The organism is Thioclava sediminum (assembly GCF_002020355.1).
Classification (GTDB): Bacteria; Pseudomonadota; Alphaproteobacteria; order Rhodobacterales; family Rhodobacteraceae; genus Thioclava; species Thioclava sediminum.
Genome location: NZ_MPZV01000004.1, coordinates 148,112 through 170,973 on the forward strand (window position 1 = coordinate 148,112; position 22,862 = coordinate 170,973).

Sequence of the window (22,862 nt, forward strand, 5' to 3'; positions counted from 1 at the left end):
GCGCAAGCTATTGAAAACTGCACAATCTAAAGATGTGCTGATCAGACGCGGTGATAGGGCGTGCCGGCGATGATCTGTCCGGCGCGGTAGATCTGTTCGGTCAGCATGACGCGGGCCAGCATATGCGGCCAGACCATCTTGCCGAAAGAGATCGAGAACTCGGCGCGGCTGCGCAGGGACGGGTCGATCCCGTCCGCGCCGCCGATCACGAAAGCCACATCACGCGCCTTATCGCGCCAGCCTTGCAGCTTCGTGGCAAATTCGGGCGATGAGATCAGGCTGCCGCGCTCGTCGAGCGTGACGATCACCGATCCATCAGGAATGGCGCGGCTCAGCAGGTCTGCCTCTGCGCCCTGCCCCAGGCCCTTCTTGTCTTCGACCTCGACGACGGAAGCCGGGCCGAGCCCGAAGGCGCGCCCGGATTTCTCGAAGCGTTTCAGGTAGTCGTCGATCAGCTCGCGTTCGGGCCCCTTGCGCAAGCGGCCCACCGCGCAGATCGTGATCTTCATGCAGCCGAACTCAGACGGGGGCGCCCGCAGGCATCCACATCTTTTCCAGCTGATAAAACTCGCGCACTTCCGGGCGGAAGACGTGAACGATGACGTCGGAGCTGTCGATCAGCACCCAGTCGCCCTGATCCTTGCCCTCGACTTTGCAAGCCCGGTCGAATTCGTGCTTCAGCCGCTCGGTCAGGTTCTCGGCGATGGCGCTGACCTGACGCGTGCTGCGCCCGGAGCAGACAACCATATAGTCACCGATCGAGGACCGACCGCGCAGGTCGATGGTCACGATATCTTCGGCCTTGTCGTCTTCGAGGGAAGAGATGACGCGCGCGAGGATTTCTTCGCTCGTCGCTTCGGCATTGACGGCCCGTGTATTCATGGCCGCTGCCTTTGTGCCGGCATCACTCGGCACGATGGAAAGATGAGACAGGACATGGTCCTCCAGATGTTACGCACCGAAATGGCCCCGGCGCTGGACGTCCTCCGAAAATAGCATCCCGAAGGTTCAATTTCAATTTTCATGCGGCGAATTTTCGCTATGCGTTTCCGGCCCGGGTTGCAAGTCCAGTTGCGAACCTTCGAGCAAACGCACTTCGCGCTGCGGGAACGGGATCGAAATGCCGTTCGCTTTGAACGTATCCCACAATGCGAGGAACACCTGCCCGCGCACGTTCGTCAGCCCTTCGACGGGGTCCGTGATCCAGAACCGCAGAAGATAATCGACCGAACTGTCCCCGAACCCAGTCACGTGACACACGGTCGGGCGGTTCTTCAAAACGCGGTTCACCGATTGCGCGGCCTCCACCGCGAGCTTGCGCACCACGTGCGGGTCATCGTGATAGGAGGTGCCGAAGGGCAGGTCGATCCGCACGAATTCGTTGGAATGGGACCAGTTGACGACCTGCCCGGTGATCAGGTCTTCGTTCGGGATCAGGTATTCCTTGCCGTCGCGCGTAACGACAGAGACGTAGCGCGCGCCCAGCGAATTGATCCAGCCGAAAGTCTCGCCAAGGCTGATCACGTCGCCGGGCTTGATCGATTTATCCAGCAGGATGATCACGCCCGAGACGAGGTTCGACACGACTTTCTGCAGACCGAAGCCGAGGCCGACGCCGATCGCACCCGACAGAACCGCAAGCCCGGTCAGGTCGAAGCCCACCGCCTTGATCCCGATGAACAGCGCCGCGCCATAGAGCAGAACCTGCATCACCTTGATGACCAGCTCCGACATCGAGGGGCTGATATCCTCGTTGGTGCGCAGCCGCACCGAGGTCTGCCCCGAGATGATCCGCGCGACCGACAGAAGGATCGTCGTCAGCACCAGCGCCTTGAGGACGCCGTAGGCCGTGATCCGGAAATCCCCGAATTCGACCGCCGTGCCGTTCAGAAGCCGCACGGTCTCGTCCCACAGCCCGAGATAATAGAGCGTCACCCAGATCCACGCGCCCCAGCGCACGATGCGGCGTAGAAGCGCGTTGCGGATCAGTCGCGCGACGAGGCCCACGACCAGCCACGCCGTGACCAGTGTTGCCACCAGCACCACGAGGAAGCGCCAGGAATAAAAGCCTTTGGTCGCCTCGAGCACGAAGACCGAGCCCCAAGCGAGAAGAACAAAGAGGAAGCCGCGCAGACGTTGCCGGAACAGGATCAGCAGGCGTAGCTGGCGGGTCGAAAGCTCACGCCTCCGCCCCCAGTCGTCGACTTTCGGCGCAAGCCAGATCCGCCCGAGATGGGCCAGCGCGAAACATGCCGCGATGATCCCGAATTGCCAGAGCCGCGAGGGCAACACCATCGAATTGAGGAAGATTTCGATCTGTGCCCAGATCGAAGCCAATATCTTGACGATGTCCCCATTCGCGAAATCCATGGAAATGACGTTAGCCCGGTTTTGCGATCAGTCCAAACACGGACTCTTCGATTGCCTCAGCGTCGGATTCGCCGTATTTAGCGCCCCATGACACTCGTTTTCGACATGGATGACCGCGCCCGCCTTCGCGAGCGCTTCTACGGCGAAAGCCGCTCGGTGCTGGCACGACTTTGACGGCGCGCCGCCCTTGGGCGTTCGCGCCCGCATACCCATGTCCAAAATCAGCTATCCAAAGAAAGTGAGAGCCATGTCTGCTCCGAAGACCCTCTATGACAAGATCTGGGACGCGCATGTCGTGTCTGAAGACGAAGACGGCACCAGCCTGCTCTATATCGACCGTCACCTCGTCCACGAAGTGACCTCGCCGCAAGCCTTCGAAGGGCTGCGCATCGCGGGCCGCAAGGTGCGCGCACCCGAGAAAACCATCGCCGTTCCGGATCACAACGTGCCGACCACGCTCGACCGCGCCAAGGGGATCGAGAACGAGGAAAGCCGGATTCAGGTCGATGCGCTCGACAAGAACGCCAAGGATTTCGGGGTGAACTATTACCCGGTCTCCGACGTGCGTCAGGGCATCGTGCACATCGTCGGCCCCGAACAGGGCTGGACCCTGCCGGGCATGACCGTCGTCTGCGGCGATAGCCACACCGCGACCCATGGCGCGTTCGGCGCGCTCGCCCACGGCATCGGCACCTCGGAAGTCGAGCACGTTCTGGCCACCCAGACGCTGATCCAGTCGAAGTCGAAGAACATGAAGGTCGAAATCACCGGCAAGCTGCGTCCGGGCGTCACCGCCAAGGACATCACGCTGTCGGTCATCGGCGCGACCGGCACCGCCGGCGGCACCGGCCACGTCATCGAATATTGCGGCGAAGCGATCCGCGATCTGTCGATGGAAGGCCGTATGACCGTCTGCAACATGGCGATCGAAGGCGGCGCGCGCGCTGGCCTCATCGCACCGGACGAGAAGACGTTCGAGTATGTCAAAGGCCGGGCCCACGCTCCGAAAGGTGCGCAATGGGAGGCGGCTCTGCATTGGTGGAAGCAACTCTACACCGATGAGGGCGCGCATTTCGACAAGGTCGTCACCATCAAGGCCGAAGAGATCGAGCCGGTCGTGACCTGGGGCACCTCGCCCGAGGACGTGCTGCCGATCTCGGGCTCTGTCCCCGCGCCGGAAGACTTCAAGGGCGGCAAGGTCGAAGCGGCCAAGCGTGCGCTCGACTACATGGGCCTCGAAGCTGGCACCAAGCTGACCGACATCAAGATCGACGTGGTCTTCATCGGGTCCTGCACCAACGGCCGGATCGAGGATCTGCGCGCCGCCGCCGAAGTCGTCAAAGGCCGCAAGCTGGCCGATGGCGTCCGTGCGATGGTCGTGCCGGGCTCGGGTCTCGTGCGCGCGCAGGCGGAGGAAGAAGGTCTGGACAAGATCTTCCTCGATGCCGGTTTCGAATGGCGCATGGCGGGCTGCTCGATGTGTCTCGCGATGAACCCCGACCAGCTGGCCGAGGGCGAGCGCTGCGCGTCGACCTCGAACCGGAACTTCGAAGGGCGTCAGGGCTACAAGGGCCGCACCCATCTGATGAGCCCGGCCATGGCCGCCGCAGCTGCTGTCACCGGTCATCTGACCGATGTGCGCAAGCTGATGGAACTGGAAGACGCGTAAGGAGCGACGAGAATGGAAAAATTCGAAAAAGTTACCGGGATCGCCGCCCCCATGCCGCTGGTCAATATCGACACCGATATGATCATCCCCAAGGGCTTCCTGAAGACGATCAAGCGCACCGGGCTCGGCGTGCATGCGTTCGACGAGATGCGTTACGACCGTCAGGGCAACGAGAACCCGGATTTCGTGCTCAACAAGCCGCAATATCGCGAAGCGCAGATCCTCGTGGTCGGCGACAACTTCGGCTGCGGCTCCTCGCGTGAGCACGCGCCGTGGGCGCTCGCGGATTTCGGTATCAAGGTGATCGTTTCGACCTCGTTTGCCGACATCTTCTACAACAACTCGTTCAAGAACGGGATGCTGCCGATCGTGCTGCCGCAGGAGCAGGTCGACATGCTGATGAAGGATGCCGAGAAAGGCTCGAACGCGCGGATGACCGTCGATCTCGAGAACCAGGAGATCACGACCTCGGAAGGCGAGACGATCAAGTTCGACGTCGACGCCTTCAAGAAGCACTGCCTGCTCGAAGGTCTCGACGATATCGGCCTGACGCTGGAGAAGGCCGCGGCCATCGACACGTTCGAGACGCAGATGCATCAAGCGCGTCCCTGGGTGTAACCCACGACGCCATCGCGAAATGAAAAGCCGCTCCGACCGGGGCGGCTTTTTACATGTGAGGGGGGCGCGGGAACTCGGCGCCCATGGTAGGGTTCATCATTTGACGTAGATCGAGAGGATGATGCGATGCGCGTTTCGACCCTGTTTCTGGTGACCGGCCTCGTGCTGATCGTTCTCGGCGTTGCGGCCATCACGAATCCCTTCGCGACCTCGCTGGCCCTGACCACCTTCGTCGGTATCCTCTTCCTGATCGCCGGGGTCGTGCAGGCGTGGCTCGCGTTCAACGACCGCGACGGGGCACATCGGGCGTGGCATGCGCTGATCGCACTTCTCAATATCGTCGTCGGCGTCTGGCTGATGTCCGATCCGATGTCCGGCACGGTTTCGCTCGCGGCGGTGGTCGGTGTTCTCTTCCTGCTGATGGGGGCGCTGCGCCTACTTATCGGGCTGCGCCTTGCCGGGCCGCGCCTGCGGTGGATGCTGGTCCTGTCGGGCGCGGTTTCGATCCTGATCGGCGTGCTGATCTTCTCTGCGTTCGATCAGATAGCGACGCAAATCCTTGGACTATTGCTAGGAATCCAGTTGCTGGCGGATGGTGTCGGGCTTGCCGCACTTGGCTTTGCCAATCGCGACTCCTGAGGGTTTTTGAGGCGCTAACCCCTTGATCCACAAAATATGGTTTCGCCTCCTAGGTTGCCACATTTTTGCACCTTTGTTGATGCAATGTCGCACCAGGTCTTCCAAGAAAATGCCTTAATGCGGCACAGAGTCTGAAAACACTATTTGCTTGGATCGGGAACTTGGGCAAAATCATGGCAAGTTTGAGGCAGCGCGCCACAGTCGGCGCGCGTCTTGCGGGTAAAAGGATCGGCAATGTACCGCATCCGACCGCAGGGAAGGGTAGGGTAACTGTGTTCTCACGTCTCTCAGGGGCGCTTGTTCGCGCGATCCTCGTCGCGGTGGTGATCTGCACCCCCGCGCTCATTCTGCCCGATACCAGTAGTGACACCGCACAGATCGTGGCGCTCATGGCGCTGTTCGGTTTCGCGCTGACCCTTTTCGAATATGCTTCCGTTTATCCCGGCTTGATCGAGTTTCGCGATGCGCCGCCCTTCAACCGCATCCGCTTCATGTCGCTGTTCCTGACCGTTCTGCTGCTCTCGCTTGCCGTGCAGTCGCAATATCACGCCTCGACTCTGACCCGGCTGATCGAGGTTCTGGGCACGACCGTCGCCAGCTCCATCGACGTGCCTTACAGCCCCGTTCGCCTGCTGCAACTCGCGCTGCCGGCGGATGCCTCACTGCATCAGGTCGCGCTGGTGCGCACCGCTGCGGGGATGGCCTACCTGATCTCGCTGCTGACCCTTGGCTATTTCGTCATCGTCATGCGGATCATGGGCTGGCCGCAGGCGCATACGAAATTCAACGTCTGGGTCAATCTGCCCACCTTCGACCCGACCGCAGGCGGCGACGTGGTCGAGCGTCTGCGCCGCGATTCCTGGTTCAACATTGCGCTGGGCTTCCTTTTGCCCTTCCTTATTCCGGCGGTGCTCAAACTCGTCTCGGTCAGTTTCGTGATCGTGACGCTCGAAGTGCCCCACACGATGATCTGGATGGTGACGGCATGGGCCTTCCTTCCCGCAAGCCTGTTCATGCGTGGCATCGCGCTGGCGCGGGTGGCGCAAATGATCGAAAACAAGCGTCTCGCTTCCGGGGCGAGCGACTACTTGCCGGCCTGATCGCGGCGTTTCTGGCGCTGCCCGCCGCGGCCGAGGGCTTGCGCGTCGCGACATGGGATGCCGGGCTGTCCCGCCGGGGTCCAGGGCTTTTGCTGAAAGATATCCGCAACGACACAGCGCAGGTCGCGGCTGTGACTCGCATCGTCGATGCGATCGCGCCGGACGTGCTTTTGCTGACCGGGATCGACTGGGACTATGACGGGCAGGCGCTGGCCGCGCTGAATGAGACTTTCGCGCAGCCTTATCCGCATCTCTTCGCGCCGCGTCCGAATAGCGGATGGCCGAGCGGCGCGGATCTAGACGGAAACGGCAAGCTTGGTGAAGCACGCGATGGGCACGGCTATGGGCGGTTTCCGGGGCAGGGGGGCATGGCGCTGCTGTCGCGTTACCCGATCGAGGCCGACCGGGCGCGCGATTTCTCCAAGATGCTGTGGAAGGACCTGCCCGACGGGCAAAGCGCAGGGGCGGACCTGTCGCCGGAGGCTTTATCCGTGCAGCGTCTCAGTTCGACTGCGCATTGGGATGTGCCGCTCGAACTGCCCTCGGGCGCGCAGCTGCATCTTCTGGCCTTCGCCGCGACGCCGCCGGTTTTCGACGGACCCGAGGACCGCAACGGGCGCCGCAATCGTGACGAAAGCGCCTTCTGGCTGCACTATCTGGATGGCGAGCTCGACGCGCTGCCGCCCGAGGCGCCGGTGATCCTGCTGGGCGATGCCAATCTCGATCCGATGGACGGGGAGGGGCGGCGCGACGCGCTCGATCTGCTGCTGAACGGCCCGCATCTGCAGGACCCGCAGCCGCGCAGCGATGGCGCGACGCAAGCGGCCGATCCCGCGCATCAGGGCGATCCGGGTCTCGATACCGCCGATTACGATGGGCCGGGCAATCTTCGGCTCGACTACGTTCTGCCGGCGACCGATCTGAAAGTGACGGGGGCGGGCGTCGTCTGGCCGAAGCCGGGCGCGCCCCTGGCGAAGGCGGCCGAAGCCGCCTCGCGTCACAAGATGGTCTGGGTCGACATCGCGTTGCCCTGATCGGGCACGACCTTGAGGCCCCGGATATAGAGATGTTCGAACACCACGCGCTGCAGCGTCTTCGGCGTGAATTCCGGGAAGCGCGCGTGAAAGTCGGTGCCGTCGATCTCGTGGCTCATGTCGAACAGGTAGCGCATTTCGCGCAGCTCGCGCGCCAGCTCCCATGCGGGCGAGGCAAGCAGCAGCGCCGTCCACGGGAATTTCTTGATCGAGATGTCGCGCCCCATCTGGCGCGAGAATTCCTCGGCCAGTTCGCGCGCGGAGAACCGGGTGCCGGGGAACCCGAGGTCGAGCAGACCGGGCGTATGATCTTCGGTCTCGGCCAGTTGCACGGCGATCCGGGTCATATCCTCGAGATCGGCATAGACGCGCTGTGCATCGGGCTTGCCGAGCGCGGTGATCTTACCCTTGCGCAAATCCTTCAGCATCACCCGGTTCATCAGCGTGTCGGGCGACTCGGCATTCAGGAAATCTCCGCCGCGCAAGATCACGACCGAACGGCCCTCTTCGGCATGGGCACGGTAGCGCGCCTCCATCTCGGCGCGGATCTTGCCCTTGCGGGTGCAGGCGTGATGCGGGGTCGAGGCGCTCCACGGAGACGGCTCGCGTCCGTAGACATAGACATTGCCCGGCACCATCACCGAGGCTCCGCTGTCGCGCGACGCGGCCAGAACCTGCTTGGTGATCTGGGGGATCTGGTTCGCCCAGTCGTGGTAATTCGGCGGGTTCATCGCATTCACGATCCACCGCGCGCCGCGCGCTGCGATAGCCATGTCGGTGCCCCGGCGATAGCGATCGACGTCCCAGCCAGCGGCCCTGAAGGACCGTGCCGCAGCAGATCCGAACAAACCGCCCATTCCCAGGATCAATACCCTGCGATTCATTTCGCCCTCATGTGTCGTCTGCCTGCTATAAACTCTAGCATGCGCTCATACGCGTGCAGGGGCCACTCGCCAACCACTCGATCCGCAAAAGCCCGCCGAAGCCTCGGCAACCGCTTGCCGATCGTCCAGACACGGTTTCGCGACCTGTGCCGCTTGACCAAGGGGCGGGCAGGGGATACGCCCTTCGAGACCCTGTTTTCTTGGGAGATTATCCTCATGTCCAACCCCTCCATCCTCATCCTGCCCGGCGACGGGATCGGCCCCGAAGTCATGGCCGAGGTTCGCAAAGTCATCGACTGGTACGGTGCCAAGCGCGATCTCGCCTTCGACGTCAGCGAAGACCTCGTCGGTGGTGCGGCCTACGACAAGCACGGCGTGCCGCTGGCCGATGAGACGATGGCGAAGGCGCAGGAAGTGGACGCAGTTCTGCTCGGCGCCGTGGGCGGTCCGAAATACGACGTGCTCGATTTCTCTGTGAAGCCCGAGCGCGGCCTGCTGCGTCTGCGCAAGGAGATGGACCTGTTTGCCAACCTGCGCCCCGCGCAATGCTTCGACGCGCTGGCGGATTTCTCCTCGCTGAAGAAGGAAGTGGTTGCAGGCCTCGACATCATGATCGTGCGTGAATTGACCTCGGGTGTCTATTTCGGCGAGCCGCGCGGCATCTTCGAAGAAGGCAACGAGCGTGTGGGCATCAACACCCAGCGCTACACCGAGTCCGAGATCGAGCGCGCCGCCCGCGCTGCGTTCGAACTTGCGATGAAGCGCAACAAGAAGCTCTGCTCGATGGAGAAAGCCAACGTGATGGAGTCGGGCATCCTCTGGCGCGAGGTCGTGACCCGCGTCGGCGAGGAATACCCGGAAGTCGAACTGAGCCACATGTATGCCGATAACGGCGCGATGCAGCTCGTGCGCGCGCCCAAGCAGTTCGACGTGATCGTCACCGACAACCTGTTCGGCGACATCCTGTCCGACTGCGCGGCGATGCTGACCGGCTCGCTCGGGATGCTGCCCTCCGCGTCGCTCGGCGCGCCGATGGCGAACGGTCGCCCGAAAGCGATGTACGAGCCCGTGCATGGCTCGGCCCCCGACATTGCGGGGCAGGGCAAGGCCAACCCGATCGCCTGTATCCTCAGCTTCGCGATGGCGCTGCGCTACAGCTTCGATCAGGGTGACGAGGCGACCCGTCTGGAAACCGCAATCGAAAAAGTTCTGGCTGATGGCGTGCGCACCGCGGACCTGATGGGCCCCGAAGGCGGCACCCCGGTCTCGACCTCCGAGATGGGCGACAAGATCATTGAAGCGCTCGACGCCTCGCTCTGATCCACGAGACAAGTTTTGTGAAAGGCGCGGGCGAAAGCTCGCGCCTTTTTCACGTCGTGGCCTTGCAACTCCCGAACATCCGCTCAAGATGTGAGCGATAACACCGGGAGCCTCCCATGCCCGATTTCGGCGGAAAATCAAACGCACGCGGTGCGTCCCTCGGCCTGACCTCGATGGCGATTTTCGCCACGCATGACGTCATCATCAAACATCTGGGTCAGACCTATTCGCCGGTTCAGATCGTGTTCTTCGCGGCGCTCCTGTCTTTCCCGTTGCTCTCGGTGATCCTGCTCAACGACAAGCGCGGGGGAAGCCTGCGCCCGGTTCACCCCGGCTGGGTTGCGGGACGGGTCTTTACCACCGTCGTCACCGGGCTCTGCGCTTTCTACGCCTTCTCGACCCTGCCGCTCGCGCAGGTCTATCCGCTCCTCTTCGCGATGCCGCTTTTGGTCACCGTTTTCTCGATCCCGATCCTAGGTGAGAAGGTCGGCATTCACCGCTGGGCTGCGGTTATCCTCGGCCTCATCGGCGTGGTGATCGTGGTGCGCCCCGGTCAGGCGGATCTCGCACCCGGCCATTTCGCGGCGATGACGGCAGCAGTCACCGGTTCGCTGGCCTCGGTGATCGTCCGAAAGATCGGCTCGGAGGAGCGTTCTGTCGTCCTTCTGCTTTCGCCGCTTCTGGGCAACGTGATCGTCATGGCGATCCTTCTGCCCTTCGTCTGGCAGCCGCTACAGATCGGCGATCTTGGCCTCATGGCGGTGATCGCGATCTTCGGCCTGACCGCCTCCTTCCTGCAAATCCTCGCCTATCGCGCGGGCGAGGCCGCCATCGTCGCGCCGATGCAATATTCGCAGATCCTCTGGGCGGTCTTCTACGGCTGGATCATCTTCCACGAGAGTGTGGACATCCCGACGCTTGTCGGCGCGGGCGTGGTGATCCTGTCTGGCATCTACATCGTCATTCGCGAGACGCGTGTCTCCGAGAACCAGCCGGTGCTGCGCACAAGGGGCCGGTCGGAAACCGTCACCGCCCCGCGATCGTCGCTTCTGGGCCGCGTTTTGGGCCTTCGTGCACGCAATTCAAGAAGCTGACTCAGACCCCCTTGCAAAACCCTGCACAAGCGGCTAATTCCCCGCCCACGGTCGGAGCGTAGCGCAGCCTGGTAGCGCACCTGCTTCGGGAGCAGGGGGTCGGAGGTTCGAATCCTCTCGCTCCGACCATTTTCCCGATTTCCCCTGATTTCTTGGCATGCAGCGATGTCGCTGGCCTTTCGGGCCGTGCTTTGGCACAACTTTCCCGAAGCAATGAAGGCAGGGCGAATGCAGGTCGAACCAACTCCTCTCAGCGGCGTTCTTGTGATCACCCCGAAGCGATTCGGTGATCACCGCGGATTTTTCTCCGAGAGCTATTCGGCGAAGCGATTTGCCGAAGCCGGGATCGAGATCGAGTTCGTCCAAGACAACCATTCGGTCTCGGAGGCCGTGGGCACGGTGCGCGGGCTGCATTTTCAGGCCCCGCCGCACGCGCAGGCGAAGCTCGTGCGCTGCGGGTGCGGGCGGCTCTGGGACGTCGCGGTGGATATCCGCGAGGGAAGCCCGACCTACGGGCAATGGTTCGGCACCGAGCTGAGCTTCGAGAACGGCAAGCAGCTGCTGATCCCGGCGGGCTTCGCGCATGGGTTCGTCACGCTCGAGCCGGGGACCGAGATCGTCTACAAATGCTCGGATTACTACGCGCCCGACTGCGAAGGCGCGATCCGCTGGGACGACCCGGATCTGGGCATCGACTGGCCGCTTTCCGCAGGAATAGAGCCTGTTTTGTCCGGTAAAGATGCCGAGGCGCCGCTGTTTGCCGGGTTCGACAGCCCCTTCACCTGGGAGGGCGCAGCATGAAACTCCTCGTTACCGGCGGTGCCGGGTTCATCGGCTCCGCAGTCGTCCGCCTCGCCGTCTCGCGCGGGCATGAGGTGGTGAACCTCGACGCGCTGACCTATGCCGCCTGCCTCGAGAATGTCGCGCCCGTCGCCGACAGTCCGCTCTACGCCTTCGAGCAGGCCGATATCCGCGACGCGGACGCGCTGGCCACCATCTTCGCCCGCCACAAGCCCGGCGCGGTGATGCATCTCGCGGCCGAAAGCCATGTCGACCGTTCGATCGACGGCCCCGGCGCCTTCATCGAGACCAACGTGATGGGCACCTACAACATGCTGCAAGCGGCGCGCAGCTTTTGGGAGGCCGAGGGTCGCCCCGAGAGCTTCCGCTTCCACCACATCTCGACCGATGAGGTCTATGGCACGCTCGGCGCCACGGGCCAGTTCACCGAAGAGACGCCCTATGCGCCGAACAGTCCCTATTCCGCCTCGAAAGCGGGCTCAGACCATCTCGTGCGCGCCTGGCACGAGACCTATGGGCTGCCGGTGGTGCTCACCAATTGTTCGAACAATTACGGCCCCTATCACTTCCCGGAAAAGCTGATCCCGGTCGTGATCCTGAACGCGCTCGCGGGCAAACCGCTGCCGATCTACGGCGACGGCTCGAACGTGCGCGACTGGCTCTATGTGGAAGATCACGCCGATGCGCTGCTTCTGGTGCTGGAGAAGGGTGCCTTGGGCCGCAGCTACAATATCGGCGGTGAGAACGAGCGGTCGAACCTCGAGCTCGTCCAGACGATCTGCACCATTCTCGACAAGCTGCGTCCGGGCGACGCGCCCTATGCCGATCTGATCACCTTCGTCACCGACCGCCCCGGCCACGATGCGCGCTACGCGATCGACCCGACCCGCATCCGTGAGGAGCTGGGCTGGCGCCCGAGCGTGACGGTGGAGGAGGGGCTCGAGCGCACCGTGCGCTGGTATCTCGAGAACGAGGTTTGGTGGCGCCCGCTGCTGGAGCGGCACGGCGTCGGCGAAAGGTTGGGCAAGGCATGATCCTCGTCTTCGGACAGACCGGCCAAGTCGCGCAGGAACTACAGCGCCTCGCGCCCGATGCGGCGCTTTTAGGCCGGAATAGGGTCGATTTGCGTGATCCCGGCGCCGCAGCGAAAGCGATCCGGGAGGCCAAGCCTGAGGCCGTGATCAACGCCGCCGCCTATACGGCAGTCGACAAAGCTGAAGAAGAAGAGGCGCTCGCTCAAACCGTTAACGGTGACGCGCCCGCCGCGATGGCCAAGGCCTGCTGCGACCTCGGTATCCCGCTCATTCACATCTCCACCGATTACGTCTTCGACGGCTCGGGCGACGCGCCGTTCAAGCCCACCGATCCGACCGGTCCGCTGGGCGCCTATGGCCGCACAAAGCTGGCAGGCGAAGAAGCGATCCGCGCCACGGGTGGCCCCTTCGCGATTCTGCGCACCAGTTGGGTCTTCTCGGCGCATGGCGGGAACTTCGTGAAGACGATGCTGCGCCTGTCGGAAAGCCGCGATCGGCTGACGATCGTCGCCGACCAGATCGGCGGGCCGACGCCGGCCAAGGCGATCGCCGAGGCCTGCCTGACGATAGCGCAAGAGTTGCAGCGCGCGCCCGAAAAAAGCGGCGTTTACCATTTCTCAGGCTCTCCCGACGTAAGCTGGTCAGGCTTCGCACGAGAGATCTTCGCGCGGACCGGGCGGGACGTGACGGTGGAGGACATCCCCACCACCGATTATCCGACGCCTGCGAAACGGCCGCTCAATTCGCGGCTCGACTGCAGCGATTTGGCCGTGTTCGGCCTGAATAGACCCGATTGGAGATCGGGATTGAATGAAGTGTTAATTGAATTGGAAGCGGTATGACGAAACGCAAAGGCATTATTCTGGCAGGCGGCTCGGGCACGCGGCTTTATCCGATCACGATGGGCGTCTCGAAGCAGCTTCTGCCGGTCTATGACAAGCCGATGATTTACTATCCGCTGACGACGCTGATGCTGGCGGGCATTCGCGAGATCGCGGTGATTACGACGCCGCATGATCAGGAGCAGTTCATCCGCACGCTCGGCGATGGCAGCCAGTGGGGGCTGAGCCTGACCTATATCACCCAGCCCTCGCCCGACGGTCTGGCGCAGGCCTATCTGCTGGCCGAGGAGTTCCTCGCCGGCAGCCCGTCGGCGATGGTTCTGGGCGACAATATCTTCTTCGGGGCTGGGCTTGGCGAAATCCTCAAAGCGGCGAATGCGACCACAGATGGCGGCACCGTCTTTGGCTACCGCGTGCGCGATCCGGAGCGGTATGGGGTGGTGGATTTCGACGAGAGCGGTACCGTGCGCGCGATCATCGAGAAGCCCGAAGTGCCGCCGTCGCAATTCGCGGTCACGGGGCTCTATTTCCTCGACGAAACCGCGCCGGACCGCGCCAAGACGATCACCCCTTCCGCCCGTGGCGAGTTGGAGATCACCTCGCTTCTCGAAACCTACCTGCATGACGGTGCGCTCTCCGTCACGCAGATGGGCCGGGGCTTCGCCTGGCTCGACACCGGAACGCATGGCAGCTTGCTCGATGCGGGGAATTTCGTGCGCACGCTGGAAGAGCGGCAGGGCCTGCAAAGTGGCTCGCCCGACGAGATCGCCTTCGAGAAGGGCTGGATCAGTGCCGACGCGCTCGCCGACCGGGCAAAGAAATTCGGCAAGAACAGCTATGGTGAGTATCTGCTGCGCCTGATCGAGTAAGCGACCGTGGCGCGGGTGACGATCCTGATGGCGACACGCGATCCGGGTCCGGAGCTGCGCGATCAACTGGAAAGCCTCGCGGCGCAAACCCATCGGGATTGGCGGCTGATCGTCGGGGACGACAGCCGAAGCGATGCCGCGCGCGACGTCTTGGCGGAGCTCGCCCGCAGCCATGATGTGCAGATCGTGAGAGGCCCGCGGACCAGCGCGGGAGGGAATTTCCTGTCTCTGCTGCGGGGGATCGACAGCGCGCAGCAGGATTACATCTCCTTTTGTGATCAGGATGATGTCTGGCTGCCGGATCGGCTCGCGCGCGGGATTGCCGCATTGGGTGAGGGGGGGCCTGCGCTTTATTGCAGCCGGACTTGGGTCTGCAACGCTGATCTGGAAGACCAGCATCTCTCCGTCCGACACACACGCCCGCCGTCTTTTCGCAATGCACTGGTGCAGAATATCGCGGCGGGAAACACCATTCTCCTGAACCCGGTCGGGGCCGAACTGGCCATCTGTGCGGCGCGCGAACTGCAAGTTGCGCCGCGTCATGACTGGTGGCTCTATCAGCTGTTCACCGGGTGCGGTGCGCGGGTCATTTATGATGCAAAGCCCACGGTTCTCTACCGCCAACACGGGGGCAACGCGGAAGGGGCGAATGTGAAAATACGCGCCAAACTCTCTCGACTCGGATGCATGCTGTCCGGCGATTGGCGGTGCTGGATCGACGATCAATGTTCAGCGCTCACTGCATCGGCGCATCGGTTCACGCCCGAGAACCAGGCCATTTTCGATCGCTTCAAGAGGATGCGCGACGCGACTCTTTTAACCCGTCTGAAAGAATTCGCCCGGCTGAGGCTCTATCGCCAAAGCCGGGCGGCAACGCTTGCCCTTTGGATCGGGGCTGTGTTTCGGCGGATTTAGGGTCTTAAATCCGAAAGATCGGCTGCAGCAAGCGCGGCAGAAGACCCTTGAACTTCAGTGGCGCATCGGTGGCGGCGAGGCAGATGCAGACATCCTCCATCCCCGCAATCGGCGTGTGATCGAGATCGTCATTCGCCACTTCCACGTCGCCGACGCCAAAGCGCCCGGTCTCGTCCGAGAAGGACCCCTGCAGCACCAGCGTCAGTTCCAGCCCGCCATGCGTGTGATCCGGCACCGCCATCCCCGGCGGAATATACAGAAGCCGGGCCGACCCTTCTTTATCCTCGCTCAGAATGGCTTGCTTGATGCCGCCGCCCAAGGCCCGCCAGCGCGGACTGTCGGCGCCCATCGCCTCGACCACGGCGCCCGGATAAATCCCGGCGCGCGCAGGTTGCTCCGCGACGATCACATCGTCGTCGTCCAACCCGTCGAACACACGTCGCCGCAAATCGTCGCTGGGGGCCATGCCTTTCAGGTCATCCAGAACCAGCCCGCCCGCCAGTTCCTCTGCTTCAAGCCGTGCGCGACACTCGTCGCACTGGCTCACATGCGCCGCCACGACCAGCGAAAACGCATGACCCAGCGAGCCGGTCGCGTAGGACCGTACCAACCAATCGGGCAAATGATGCGTAATCTCGGTCATTCTTCTCTCAGATCCCTTAACTCGTGTCTAAGCTTCTCCAGCGCCAGCCGGATCCGCGATTTAATCGTCCCAAGGGCGAGGCCCGTCGCCTCGCGTATTTCGGCCTGTGTGAGTTCGCCCACATAGGCCCGCTCGATGATCTCGCGCTGCGCTTCCGGCAGTGCCTCGATCGCTTCGCGCAGCTGCGCCGCTTCCTGTTCCAGCCCGATCGCCGCATCGGCCTCGCGCGTTTCCCGCGTCTCGGCCTCGGCGATCAGCTCGTCTGGAACGGGCCGGGGCCGTCTTCGGATCACATCAATCTGCCGATTGCGTGCAATCCGGTAAATCCATGCCGAGGCGCGTGCCCGCGTCTCGTCGTAAAGATGTGCCTTCCGCCAGATCGTGAGCATCACGTCCTGAACCACATCCTCTGCCGCCGCCTGCGTCATGCCGGATCGCACAAGCATCCCCTTCAGTCGCGGCGAGAAGTGATCATAAAGCCGCGCGAAGGCCAGTTTGTCACGCTTGTCACGAACTGCCACGAGCCAATCGGTCTGCTCGCAAGCCGCCTCGGGCGTCGGTTTCGCTGATTTCCTGTCGTCCATTATCTTCCCGGCAAAGGCCTGACCCGCCGCGATTGGCGGGGTCCCTGTGGTGTCGAAGTTGATGGTCGCATCTCTCAGCATGTGACCGATACGCAGCTTATGAGATAGCGGTTCACATGCGATGCGAAAAAACTTCTGATCCAAACGGTAATATGCACCGTTACGCCTTCAAGAGCTTGGGAGAATTCGAATGTCATTTGATGCCCTGCATCCACATGCGCAACGCATCGCGATCATCGGATCCGGGATTTCCGGTCTGGCGGCGGCGTGGCAACTCGCGCCGCATAATCGCGTCACCATCTATGAGGCGGAGACGCGGCTTGGGGGGCATTCGCGCACGATCACGGCGGGGCGCAACGGCGATCAGCCGGTCGATACCGGCTTCATCGTCTTCAATTACGCGAATTATCCGCATCTGACGCGCCTGTTCTCCGAGCTCGATGTACCGGTCGAGAAATCCGACATGAGCTTTGGCGTGACGATCGATCAGGGCCGCATCGAATATGCTTTGCGCGACCTGAACAGTCTCGTTGCGCAGAAGCGGAACCTCGCCCGGCCGGGATTCCTGCGGATGGTCGCGGATATCGCGAAGTTCAACGCCAAGGCCGTCGCTGTTGCGAAAAGCGACGACGTAACGATCGATGATCTGCTGGACGAGCTGAACCTGGGCGAGTGGTTCCGACGCTATTACCTGCTGCCGATCTGCGGGGCGATCTGGTCCACGCCTGCCGATCAGATCGGCGCGTTCCCGGCCAAAAGCCTCCTGCGCTTCTTCGAGAACCACGCATTGTTGTCGGCGACCGGTCAGCACCAGTGGTGGACGGTCTCGGGCGGGTCGATCGAATATGTGAAGCGGCTCGAGGCCGCCCTGCGCCTGCGCGGCGTCGAATTCCGCACCGGAACGCCGGTCACCGCGATCGAGCGGCAGCGCAATTCAGTCACTATTTCGGCGGAAAAGGCCCTTCCGGATCAGTTCGATCAGGTCATCATCGCCACCCATTCCGATCAGGCACTCAAGCTGCTGGCCAAGCCGACCCCAGAGGAACAGGCCGCGCTTTCGGCGGTCCGCTATCAGCCCAACGACGTCTATCTGCATCGCGACGTGGCGCAGATGCCGCGCCGCCGCGCGTGCTGGTCAAGCTGGGTCTATCAAGCCCAGACCCGCGCGAATGAGACGCGGCTTGGCGTGACCTATTGGATGAACAAACTGCAAAACATCCCCGAAAGCGATCCGCTTTTCGTCACGCTGAACCCCGATGCGCCGATTGCCGAGGAGACGATCTACGATCACGAGGTCTTCTGGCACCCGGTTTTCGACCGCGCAGCGATACAGGCGCAGGGCGAAATCCAGTCGATACAGGGTCTGAATCGGACGTGGTTCGCGGGCGCATGGCTCCGTCATGGTTTCCATGAAGATGGGTTCGCCTCGGCGGTTCGGGTGGCGCGCGAGCTCAATCGCGGGGCGCAGCCGCAGGTCGACTTCGAAAAGGTGCCCGCATGAGCGGCGAGTTCTGCCCCGGTCATACGGTTCATGCGCGGCGGGGCGCGATTTCCCACCAGTTCCGCTATCACGTCGATTACGTGATGATCGATCCCGATGCGCCGGGCCCGTGGCCGCGGATTTTCTCGCGCCGCGGACGCAACCTCGCGACGGTGCATGACAAGGATTACGGCGGGGCGCCCGGTCGCGGCGAGGGTGCTGCATGGGTCCGTAAACAGCTCTCGCGTCACGGTGCGCCCGAGATTTCGACGCTGCGCCTTCTGACCCAGCCGAAGATCCTCGGGGCGGGGTTCAACCCGGTGAATTTCTGGCTGGCCTATGATGCGCAAGATGACCTGCGCGCCGTGATCGCAGAGGTGAACAATACCTTCGGCGACCGTCACTCCTATCTCTGCGCCACCCCGAATTTCGACCCTATTTCTGCGGAAACCGAGCTTCATGCTGCGAAAATCTTCTACGTCTCCCCGTTCCAGACCATCGCCGGGGAGTATCGTTTTCGCTTCGACATCGGAGCCGAGCACATCCGCATCCGCATCGATCATCGCAATGGCGAGGAGGGCGTTGTCGCGACCCTCGCCACCCAGCGCCGCAAACTGACTTCGGCGGCGCTTCTCGGTATGGCGCTGCGCCGTCCGCTCACCCCGATCCGCACGCTCGGCCTGATCTACTGGCAGGCCCTGCGGCTCAAGCTCAAAGGCGCCCGCTACTTTTCGCGGCCCACACCCCCCAGCGAGGAGATCAGCCAATGATGCCTTTCCTGACCAACCGGATCCGCAGCGAATTCCTCGCGACCTGCGAGAAGATCGAGCAGGGGACGCTGCATCTGCGCCTGCCTGACGGCACCGTGCGCAGTTTCGGTCGCGGGGAGCCGCAAGCCGACATGGAAATCCGCGACTGGCAGGCCGTGGTGGCGATGGCGTCGCGCGGCGATGTCGGGCTGGGCGAGGCCTATATCGCGGGGCTGTGGGAGACGTCTTCGATTGAGGCGCTTCTGTCGCTCGCGCTGAAGAACCTCGATGTGGTCGACGGCTATGCCTATGCGGGCTTCTGGTCGAACGTGAAGTTCCGCCTGATCGATCGGCTGATGCGGGCCAATTCGCTGCGCGGGGCGTCGCGCAACATCCGGGCGCATTACGACGTGGGGAACGAGTTCTACCAGCTCTGGCTGGACGAGGGGATGAGCTATTCCTCTGCCCTTTTCGCGCCGGGGGACAACGATCTGCACCGGGCGCAGAACCGCAAGCTCGACCGCATTCTCGACCAGATGGGCGACGGGGAACAGGTGCTGGAGATCGGCTGCGGCTGGGGACATTTCGCCGAACGCGCAGCCGAGCAGGGACGTCATGTCACCGGCATCACGATCTCGCCCAGCCAGAAAGGTTACGCCGATGCGCGGCTCGACGGGCGGGCAGATATCCGGTTGCAGGACTATCGCCATACGCCGGGGAAATTCGACCATATCGTTTCGATCGAAATGATCGAAGCGGTCGGCGAGCGCTATTGGCCGAACTATTTCCAAACCGTGAAAGATCGCTTGGCGGAGGGCGGCTCTGCGATGATTCAGGCCATAACAGTGTCTGATTCCTACTTTCCGAAATATCGCGAGACTTCCGATTTCATTCGGCAATACACTTTCCCGGGTGGCATGCTTCTGTCCGATGGGGTGATCCGCGATCAGGCGGCGAAGGCCGGGTTGGCGGTGAAGGAAAGCTTCGCCTTCGGGCAGGACTATGCCGAGACCTGTCGGCAATGGGCGACCCGTCTGAAAGAGCGCAGCGCGCGGGCCACCGAACTTGGCTTCGGGCCGGAGTTCCTGCGCAACTGGTCCTATTATCTCGAAGCCTGCGCGGCGGCCTTCGCGGTAGGCCATACCGATGTGGTGCAGGTCCAACTGGCACATGCGAGGGCGTAAGATGTTGTTAAAATTGCTTTTCACCCTCGCGGTTCTGATCCTGGCGGCTCTCTTGATCCGGCATTTCTTCTTCTCCTTCCCGGCGCAAAAGTCTGCGGATTACGCGGCCGAAAGCCCGGAATTCGATATTCGCCGGGCGTTCGAGGGCCCTGTCGAGGCGCATGGCATGATCTACGGCCCTGACGGGCGGGTCACCTCGCGCTTCCGTGCCGTGATGACGGGGCGGTTCACCAATGATGGCGGCGTGATCGAGGAGGAGTTCGAATATGCCTCCGGTAGGCGACAGAGCCGTGCCTGGAATATCCAGTTCGGGCCGAACGGCGAGATCAGCTCGACCGCCGACGACATCGAAGGTCGCGCCGAGATGGAGCAGTCGGGCAATGCGCTGCGGATGCGCTATCGGTTGCGGCTGCCCGAGGATGCGGGCGGCCACGTGCTCGACGTGACCGACTGGATTTACCTGATGCCGGACGGGACGCTGCTGAATCGGTCGCAGATGCGCAAATTCGGGATCAAGGTCGCGGAGCTCTTCGCCGTCATGCGCCCGATGACCGAACCGGCCGAGTGATCACTCGAAGCAGCTTGCGCGCCCGTCCTTCTGGATCGTCGCCGCGCCGTCCATGATCGATTGCGCGCGGCGCGACAGGAAGCTGCCGGGCTTCGCCGCCGAACGGTCCTTCGGGTCGGGCAGGACGCCAGCGATCAAGGCAGATTGGCGGGCGCTCAGCTTGTCGGGCGTGGTGCGGAAATAGCGATGCGCGGCGGCATCCACCCCGAACGCGCCTTCGTCGAATTCAGCGACGTTAAGATAGATTTCCAAGATCCGCTTCTTGCCCCAGATCGCCTCGGCCAGCGGCGTCATCGACGCCTCAAGCGCCTTGCGCAGCCAGTTTCGGCCCTGCCAGAGGAACACGTTCTTCACGGTCTGCTGGGTGATCGTCGAGGCGCCGCGATTGGCGCCATCGTCGATCGCCTTGCGGATCGCGCGCATGTCGAAGCCCCAGTGGTTGCAGAAATTCGCGTCCTCCGCCGCGACGACGGAGCGGGCGAGCACGGGCGCGATATCCTCGATCGGCACCCATTTCTGATCGACTGCGCCAAGACGCTGGCGTTCGCTCCACATCGTCCAGGTGGTCGGTGGATTAACGAATTTGAACAGGACCATCAGCACAAGCACCAGCGCAACGAGACCCATCACGCCCCGCAGCGCCCATTTCAGGGCAGTGCGGAAAGGCGCGCGCATGCTGCTGGAAACGCTCGATTTCGTGCTGCGTTTGGCGGGTTTGCGGCCCGATTTTTTCTTGCTCTTAGCCATGTGCGTATAAGTCACAGCGTGCCCCGAAGGGTCAAGCGACAAGCAGTGCCAATTCCGGTCCGCGCGCGACCTGTCGCGCCGTTACCATGGTTTCGATCGGCGCATCTGACACCTGCTTCCACGCGGTGCGTATCTCGCGCGCGATACCGTGGTCGTCTTCAAGGACGACATTGCCGGGAAAAAGGCTCTCGGTCGGCGCGCCCTCGGCCATGAGGATGTGATGGCGCGCGAAAAGCAGGTGGCGGTATTGCACGCGCGGGCGCGGAGCCACCCGAATGCTCTTGCCGTTCACGAGATGCTTGGCGGCGACCAGAACTTCGCTATGGGCGCAGGCGATCTCGGCGCGCCAGCCGCGCAGCAACATCCGATGTTGTTGAGACACGTAAAGAGCGCGTCGATTTCCCATAGCCCCCGGCGCGAACCGGATCGGCGCATAGGCCCCGACGCCGCGACAGACCCGACCACCCGTCCAAAGAAGAGGCTGCGGCCCGTCGTCCTCGGTGATGACAAGATCGCCCGCCTTGAGCCGCTCTACCGGTCGCGGCCCTTCGGGCGTGTCGATCCGCGTCCCGGCGAGGAAACATTCCGGCCCCAGATCGCCGACCGGCGCTTGGGTGCTCTGCGTGACATAGGTGGAGCTGATGAAGGTCGCGTTGTGGAGGATCGTGCCATCGGACGGAGTGAACACGGCACTCCCGTCGCGCAGGTAGAACGTGTCGCCGGTGATCGTCTCTTGCACGCCATTCGGACGCTCGATGGTGATCGTGTCGCCGCGCCAGACATCTTCGACGCGTTGGCCGTTGATCGTGTCGCGGGCGCTGTTGCTGCTGGAAATCCAATTGTCGTTATTCCGATCGACAATTTCATATGTCGTCGGCGAAAGCGCCGTGCCCGCAGCGGGCGGACTGCCCGGATCCATGATGTAGAACTGGTCGTAATAGGTTGCCATTTTTGCTGCTCGAGTAACGTTATTATAAATTATTCGTTACTTGGTAAGCACGGAACTGGGCGACACAAAGGCGCCTGTGGGGCGCAAAGTTAACTATGGGTTAAAGAGTGACATCCCGGTCACAGCGGGTTTAGAGGGCAGAGGGGCCCACCATCCGCGCGAGATTTCCTGTGGCACCTTCGGTGATTTCCTCGCCGGTGAAGGCTGTGGTGCCCCCCGAAGACAGGGCGGACTCGAGCCGTTCGTGGAAATCTTCCGGCAAGGGGATCTGCAGCACGCGACCGCGCGCGTGGCCTAGGGTCTTCATCCGGTCGAGGACCTCTGCAGCGGTGCCCTTCTTAAGCAAGATGAACACGGCCGAACCGCCTTGCGGCAAGCTCTCGCCCGCTTCGCGCAGGAAAGAGTCGTTCAACCCGAGGTCGGTGAACTTGCCGGACACAGCGCCCGCGCCCGCACCGATTGCCGCGCCGACGACAGGCGACAGGAAGACGAGACCCAGCAGTCCGCCCCAGACAGCGCCACCAATCGCGCCAAGCGCCATCGTGTTGCTGTTTTCATGAACGTGAATCTCGCCGTTTTCGTCTCGGGTCACGACGACAATGTCCTGCGACCGGAAAAAGCCTTCTCTTTCCAGTGCTCTGAGTTCCTCGCGCGTCGCGAAGCCCGCGGCCTCGGTTTCATGCGCCATCACCAACAGTTCGGACATCGTTACCTCCAGACAGAACAAAGGGCGAAGCATGTGCTTCGCCCTCTGAAACGGTTCCGTAGG

The 22,862-nt window shown here is 62.7% G+C and carries 25 protein-coding genes and 1 tRNA gene; 17 read left to right on the top strand and 9 right to left on the bottom strand.

Annotated elements, in window-relative coordinates:
- Window positions 1-41 precede the first annotated feature (41 nt).
- The 3 genes from rlmH to BMI91_RS16025 form a co-directional block, all read right to left on the bottom strand.
- A complete protein-coding gene (gene rlmH, locus BMI91_RS16015) occupies window positions 42-509 on the bottom strand; it encodes a 23S rRNA (pseudouridine(1915)-N(3))-methyltransferase RlmH (protein ID WP_078605875.1) in 468 nt (155 codons plus the stop codon).
- Between the two features lie 10 nt (window positions 510-519).
- The gene (gene rsfS / locus BMI91_RS16020) at window positions 520-882 is read right to left on the bottom strand and encodes a ribosome silencing factor (RefSeq protein WP_075776745.1); all 363 of its coding nucleotides are present in this window, start codon (window positions 880-882) and stop codon (window positions 520-522) included.
- Between the two features lie 132 nt (window positions 883-1,014).
- Complete coding sequence (locus tag BMI91_RS16025) at window positions 1,015-2,370, bottom strand: mechanosensitive ion channel family protein (RefSeq protein ID WP_078605876.1); 1,356 nt, start codon at window positions 2,368-2,370, stop codon at window positions 1,015-1,017.
- Window positions 2,371-2,617: 247 nt separating this feature from the next.
- On the opposite strand from BMI91_RS16025, the gene leuC reads away from it, so the two are divergent.
- From leuC to BMI91_RS16050, 5 genes are all read left to right on the top strand, one after another.
- On the top strand, window positions 2,618-4,039 hold the full coding sequence (gene leuC, locus BMI91_RS16030; protein ID WP_078541511.1) for a 3-isopropylmalate dehydratase large subunit: 1,422 nt from the start codon (window positions 2,618-2,620) through the stop codon (window positions 4,037-4,039).
- Between the two features lie 12 nt (window positions 4,040-4,051).
- Window positions 4,052-4,657 (top strand): 3-isopropylmalate dehydratase small subunit, encoded by a 606-nt coding sequence (gene leuD / locus BMI91_RS16035; protein ID WP_078522648.1) that lies wholly within the window; start codon window positions 4,052-4,054, stop codon window positions 4,655-4,657.
- 126 nt (window positions 4,658-4,783) lie between these two features.
- Complete coding sequence (locus tag BMI91_RS16040; protein ID WP_078605877.1) at window positions 4,784-5,296, top strand: HdeD family acid-resistance protein; 513 nt, start codon at window positions 4,784-4,786, stop codon at window positions 5,294-5,296.
- A gap of 272 nt (window positions 5,297-5,568) precedes the next feature.
- Window positions 5,569-6,396 (top strand): hypothetical protein, encoded by an 828-nt coding sequence (locus BMI91_RS16045; protein ID WP_133052000.1) that lies wholly within the window; start codon window positions 5,569-5,571, stop codon window positions 6,394-6,396.
- 89 nt (window positions 6,397-6,485) lie between these two features.
- Window positions 6,486-7,430 carry an endonuclease/exonuclease/phosphatase family protein gene (locus BMI91_RS16050; RefSeq protein ID WP_244176665.1) on the top strand — a complete coding sequence of 315 codons (945 nt, stop codon included), beginning with the start codon at window positions 6,486-6,488 and terminating at the stop codon, window positions 7,428-7,430.
- Here BMI91_RS16050 and BMI91_RS16055 read toward each other — a convergent pair.
- A complete protein-coding gene (locus BMI91_RS16055; protein ID WP_244176666.1) occupies window positions 7,394-8,203 on the bottom strand; it encodes a Rossmann-fold NAD(P)-binding domain-containing protein in 810 nt (269 codons plus the stop codon). The two genes, BMI91_RS16050 and BMI91_RS16055, sit on opposite strands and share 37 nt — an antisense overlap.
- Before the next feature lie 327 nt (window positions 8,204-8,530).
- On the opposite strand from BMI91_RS16055, the gene leuB reads away from it, so the two are divergent.
- From leuB to BMI91_RS16095, 8 genes are all read left to right on the top strand, one after another.
- Window positions 8,531-9,634 carry a 3-isopropylmalate dehydrogenase gene (gene leuB / locus BMI91_RS16060; protein ID WP_078605880.1) on the top strand — a complete coding sequence of 368 codons (1,104 nt, stop codon included), beginning with the start codon at window positions 8,531-8,533 and terminating at the stop codon, window positions 9,632-9,634.
- A gap of 116 nt (window positions 9,635-9,750) precedes the next feature.
- Window positions 9,751-10,728 carry a DMT family transporter gene (locus tag BMI91_RS16065; RefSeq protein ID WP_078570625.1) on the top strand — a complete coding sequence of 326 codons (978 nt, stop codon included), beginning with the start codon at window positions 9,751-9,753 and terminating at the stop codon, window positions 10,726-10,728.
- A gap of 52 nt (window positions 10,729-10,780) precedes the next feature.
- A tRNA-Pro gene (locus BMI91_RS16070) sits at window positions 10,781-10,857 on the top strand.
- A 99-nt stretch (window positions 10,858-10,956) separates the two neighbouring features.
- Window positions 10,957-11,529, top strand: coding sequence for a dTDP-4-dehydrorhamnose 3,5-epimerase (gene rfbC, locus BMI91_RS16075; RefSeq protein ID WP_078605881.1), 573 nt, complete (start codon window positions 10,957-10,959; stop codon window positions 11,527-11,529).
- The gene (gene rfbB, locus BMI91_RS16080; RefSeq protein ID WP_078605882.1) at window positions 11,526-12,563 is read left to right on the top strand and encodes a dTDP-glucose 4,6-dehydratase; all 1,038 of its coding nucleotides are present in this window, start codon (window positions 11,526-11,528) and stop codon (window positions 12,561-12,563) included. The genes rfbC and rfbB overlap by 4 nt, the downstream gene beginning before the upstream one ends.
- Window positions 12,560-13,405 carry a dTDP-4-dehydrorhamnose reductase gene (gene rfbD, locus BMI91_RS16085; RefSeq protein WP_078605883.1) on the top strand — a complete coding sequence of 282 codons (846 nt, stop codon included), beginning with the start codon at window positions 12,560-12,562 and terminating at the stop codon, window positions 13,403-13,405. Before rfbB ends, rfbD begins: the two co-directional genes overlap by 4 nt.
- Entirely contained in the window at window positions 13,402-14,274 is an 873-nt protein-coding gene (gene rfbA, locus BMI91_RS16090) for a glucose-1-phosphate thymidylyltransferase RfbA (RefSeq protein ID WP_078605884.1), read from the top strand. The genes rfbD and rfbA overlap by 4 nt, the downstream gene beginning before the upstream one ends.
- A 15-nt stretch (window positions 14,275-14,289) precedes the next feature.
- The gene (locus BMI91_RS16095; RefSeq protein ID WP_146684129.1) at window positions 14,290-15,189 is read left to right on the top strand and encodes a glycosyltransferase; all 900 of its coding nucleotides are present in this window, start codon (window positions 14,290-14,292) and stop codon (window positions 15,187-15,189) included.
- A 4-nt stretch (window positions 15,190-15,193) separates the two neighbouring features.
- On the opposite strand, the gene BMI91_RS16100 is transcribed toward BMI91_RS16095, so the two are convergent.
- Both BMI91_RS16100 and BMI91_RS16105 read right to left on the bottom strand, forming a co-directional pair.
- A complete protein-coding gene (locus BMI91_RS16100; RefSeq protein ID WP_078551001.1) occupies window positions 15,194-15,832 on the bottom strand; it encodes a ChrR family anti-sigma-E factor in 639 nt (212 codons plus the stop codon).
- Complete coding sequence (locus BMI91_RS16105) at window positions 15,829-16,416, bottom strand: sigma-70 family RNA polymerase sigma factor (protein ID WP_078541522.1); 588 nt, start codon at window positions 16,414-16,416, stop codon at window positions 15,829-15,831. The genes BMI91_RS16100 and BMI91_RS16105 overlap by 4 nt, the downstream gene beginning before the upstream one ends.
- A gap of 190 nt (window positions 16,417-16,606) precedes the next feature.
- On the opposite strand from BMI91_RS16105, the gene BMI91_RS16110 reads away from it, so the two are divergent.
- The 4 genes from BMI91_RS16110 to BMI91_RS16125 are packed head-to-tail and all read left to right on the top strand — an operon-like array spanning window position 16,607 to window position 20,397.
- Window positions 16,607-17,917: an NAD(P)/FAD-dependent oxidoreductase gene (locus BMI91_RS16110; protein ID WP_078605886.1), complete on the top strand. Its 1,311-nt coding sequence runs from the start codon at window positions 16,607-16,609 to the stop codon at window positions 17,915-17,917.
- A complete protein-coding gene (locus tag BMI91_RS16115; RefSeq protein WP_078605887.1) occupies window positions 17,914-18,666 on the top strand; it encodes a DUF1365 domain-containing protein in 753 nt (250 codons plus the stop codon). Before BMI91_RS16110 ends, BMI91_RS16115 begins: the two co-directional genes overlap by 4 nt.
- Complete coding sequence (locus BMI91_RS16120) at window positions 18,666-19,829, top strand: SAM-dependent methyltransferase (RefSeq protein WP_078606075.1); 1,164 nt, start codon at window positions 18,666-18,668, stop codon at window positions 19,827-19,829. Before BMI91_RS16115 ends, BMI91_RS16120 begins: the two co-directional genes overlap by 1 nt.
- Window position 19,830: 1 nt before the next feature.
- Window positions 19,831-20,397: a DUF3833 domain-containing protein gene (locus BMI91_RS16125; RefSeq protein WP_078523339.1), complete on the top strand. Its 567-nt coding sequence runs from the start codon at window positions 19,831-19,833 to the stop codon at window positions 20,395-20,397.
- On the opposite strand, the gene mtgA is transcribed toward BMI91_RS16125, so the two are convergent.
- From mtgA to BMI91_RS16140, 3 genes are all read right to left on the bottom strand, one after another.
- Entirely contained in the window at window positions 20,398-21,144 is a 747-nt protein-coding gene (gene mtgA / locus BMI91_RS16130; protein ID WP_078570635.1) for a monofunctional biosynthetic peptidoglycan transglycosylase, read from the bottom strand.
- A gap of 31 nt (window positions 21,145-21,175) precedes the next feature.
- On the bottom strand, window positions 21,176-22,093 hold the full coding sequence (locus BMI91_RS16135; protein ID WP_078605888.1) for a Hint domain-containing protein: 918 nt from the start codon (window positions 22,091-22,093) through the stop codon (window positions 21,176-21,178).
- A gap of 130 nt (window positions 22,094-22,223) precedes the next feature.
- Window positions 22,224-22,799 (bottom strand): DUF1269 domain-containing protein, encoded by a 576-nt coding sequence (locus BMI91_RS16140; RefSeq protein WP_158522189.1) that lies wholly within the window; start codon window positions 22,797-22,799, stop codon window positions 22,224-22,226.
- Window positions 22,800-22,862: the final 63 nt, after the last annotated feature.

Excerpts from the sequence above, each read along its gene's own strand:
- BMI91_RS16115 (WP_078605887.1), top strand. The coding sequence starts at position 17,914 with ATGAGCGGCGAGTTCTGCCCCGGTCATACGGTTCATGCGCGGCGGGGC.
- rfbD (WP_078605883.1), top strand. The coding sequence starts at position 12,560 with ATGATCCTCGTCTTCGGACAGACCGGCCAAGTCGCGCAGGAACTACAG.
- BMI91_RS16065 (WP_078570625.1), top strand. The coding sequence starts at position 9,751 with ATGCCCGATTTCGGCGGAAAATCAAACGCACGCGGTGCGTCCCTCGGC.
- BMI91_RS16105 (WP_078541522.1), bottom strand. The coding sequence starts at position 16,416 with ATGGACGACAGGAAATCAGCGAAACCGACGCCCGAGGCGGCTTGCGAG.
- rfbA (WP_078605884.1), top strand. The coding sequence starts at position 13,402 with ATGACGAAACGCAAAGGCATTATTCTGGCAGGCGGCTCGGGCACGCGG.
- BMI91_RS16040 (WP_078605877.1), top strand. The coding sequence starts at position 4,784 with ATGCGCGTTTCGACCCTGTTTCTGGTGACCGGCCTCGTGCTGATCGTT.
- BMI91_RS16100 (WP_078551001.1), bottom strand. The coding sequence starts at position 15,832 with ATGACCGAGATTACGCATCATTTGCCCGATTGGTTGGTACGGTCCTAC.
- leuC (WP_078541511.1), top strand. The coding sequence starts at position 2,618 with ATGTCTGCTCCGAAGACCCTCTATGACAAGATCTGGGACGCGCATGTC.
- BMI91_RS16140 (WP_158522189.1), bottom strand. The coding sequence starts at position 22,799 with ATGTCCGAACTGTTGGTGATGGCGCATGAAACCGAGGCCGCGGGCTTC.
- rfbB (WP_078605882.1), top strand. The coding sequence starts at position 11,526 with ATGAAACTCCTCGTTACCGGCGGTGCCGGGTTCATCGGCTCCGCAGTC.
- rsfS (WP_075776745.1), bottom strand. The coding sequence starts at position 882 with ATGAATACACGGGCCGTCAATGCCGAAGCGACGAGCGAAGAAATCCTC.
- BMI91_RS16135 (WP_078605888.1), bottom strand. The coding sequence starts at position 22,093 with ATGGCAACCTATTACGACCAGTTCTACATCATGGATCCGGGCAGTCCG.
- rfbC (WP_078605881.1), top strand. The coding sequence starts at position 10,957 with ATGCAGGTCGAACCAACTCCTCTCAGCGGCGTTCTTGTGATCACCCCG.
- BMI91_RS16120 (WP_078606075.1), top strand. The coding sequence starts at position 18,666 with ATGCCTTTCCTGACCAACCGGATCCGCAGCGAATTCCTCGCGACCTGC.
- rlmH (WP_078605875.1), bottom strand. The coding sequence starts at position 509 with ATGAAGATCACGATCTGCGCGGTGGGCCGCTTGCGCAAGGGGCCCGAA.
- mtgA (WP_078570635.1), bottom strand. The coding sequence starts at position 21,144 with ATGGCTAAGAGCAAGAAAAAATCGGGCCGCAAACCCGCCAAACGCAGC.
- BMI91_RS16125 (WP_078523339.1), top strand. The coding sequence starts at position 19,831 with ATGTTGTTAAAATTGCTTTTCACCCTCGCGGTTCTGATCCTGGCGGCT.
- BMI91_RS16110 (WP_078605886.1), top strand. The coding sequence starts at position 16,607 with ATGTCATTTGATGCCCTGCATCCACATGCGCAACGCATCGCGATCATC.
- leuD (WP_078522648.1), top strand. The coding sequence starts at position 4,052 with ATGGAAAAATTCGAAAAAGTTACCGGGATCGCCGCCCCCATGCCGCTG.
- leuB (WP_078605880.1), top strand. The coding sequence starts at position 8,531 with ATGTCCAACCCCTCCATCCTCATCCTGCCCGGCGACGGGATCGGCCCC.
- BMI91_RS16025 (WP_078605876.1), bottom strand. The coding sequence starts at position 2,370 with ATGGATTTCGCGAATGGGGACATCGTCAAGATATTGGCTTCGATCTGG.
- BMI91_RS16055 (WP_244176666.1), bottom strand. The coding sequence starts at position 8,203 with ATGGCTATCGCAGCGCGCGGCGCGCGGTGGATCGTGAATGCGATGAAC.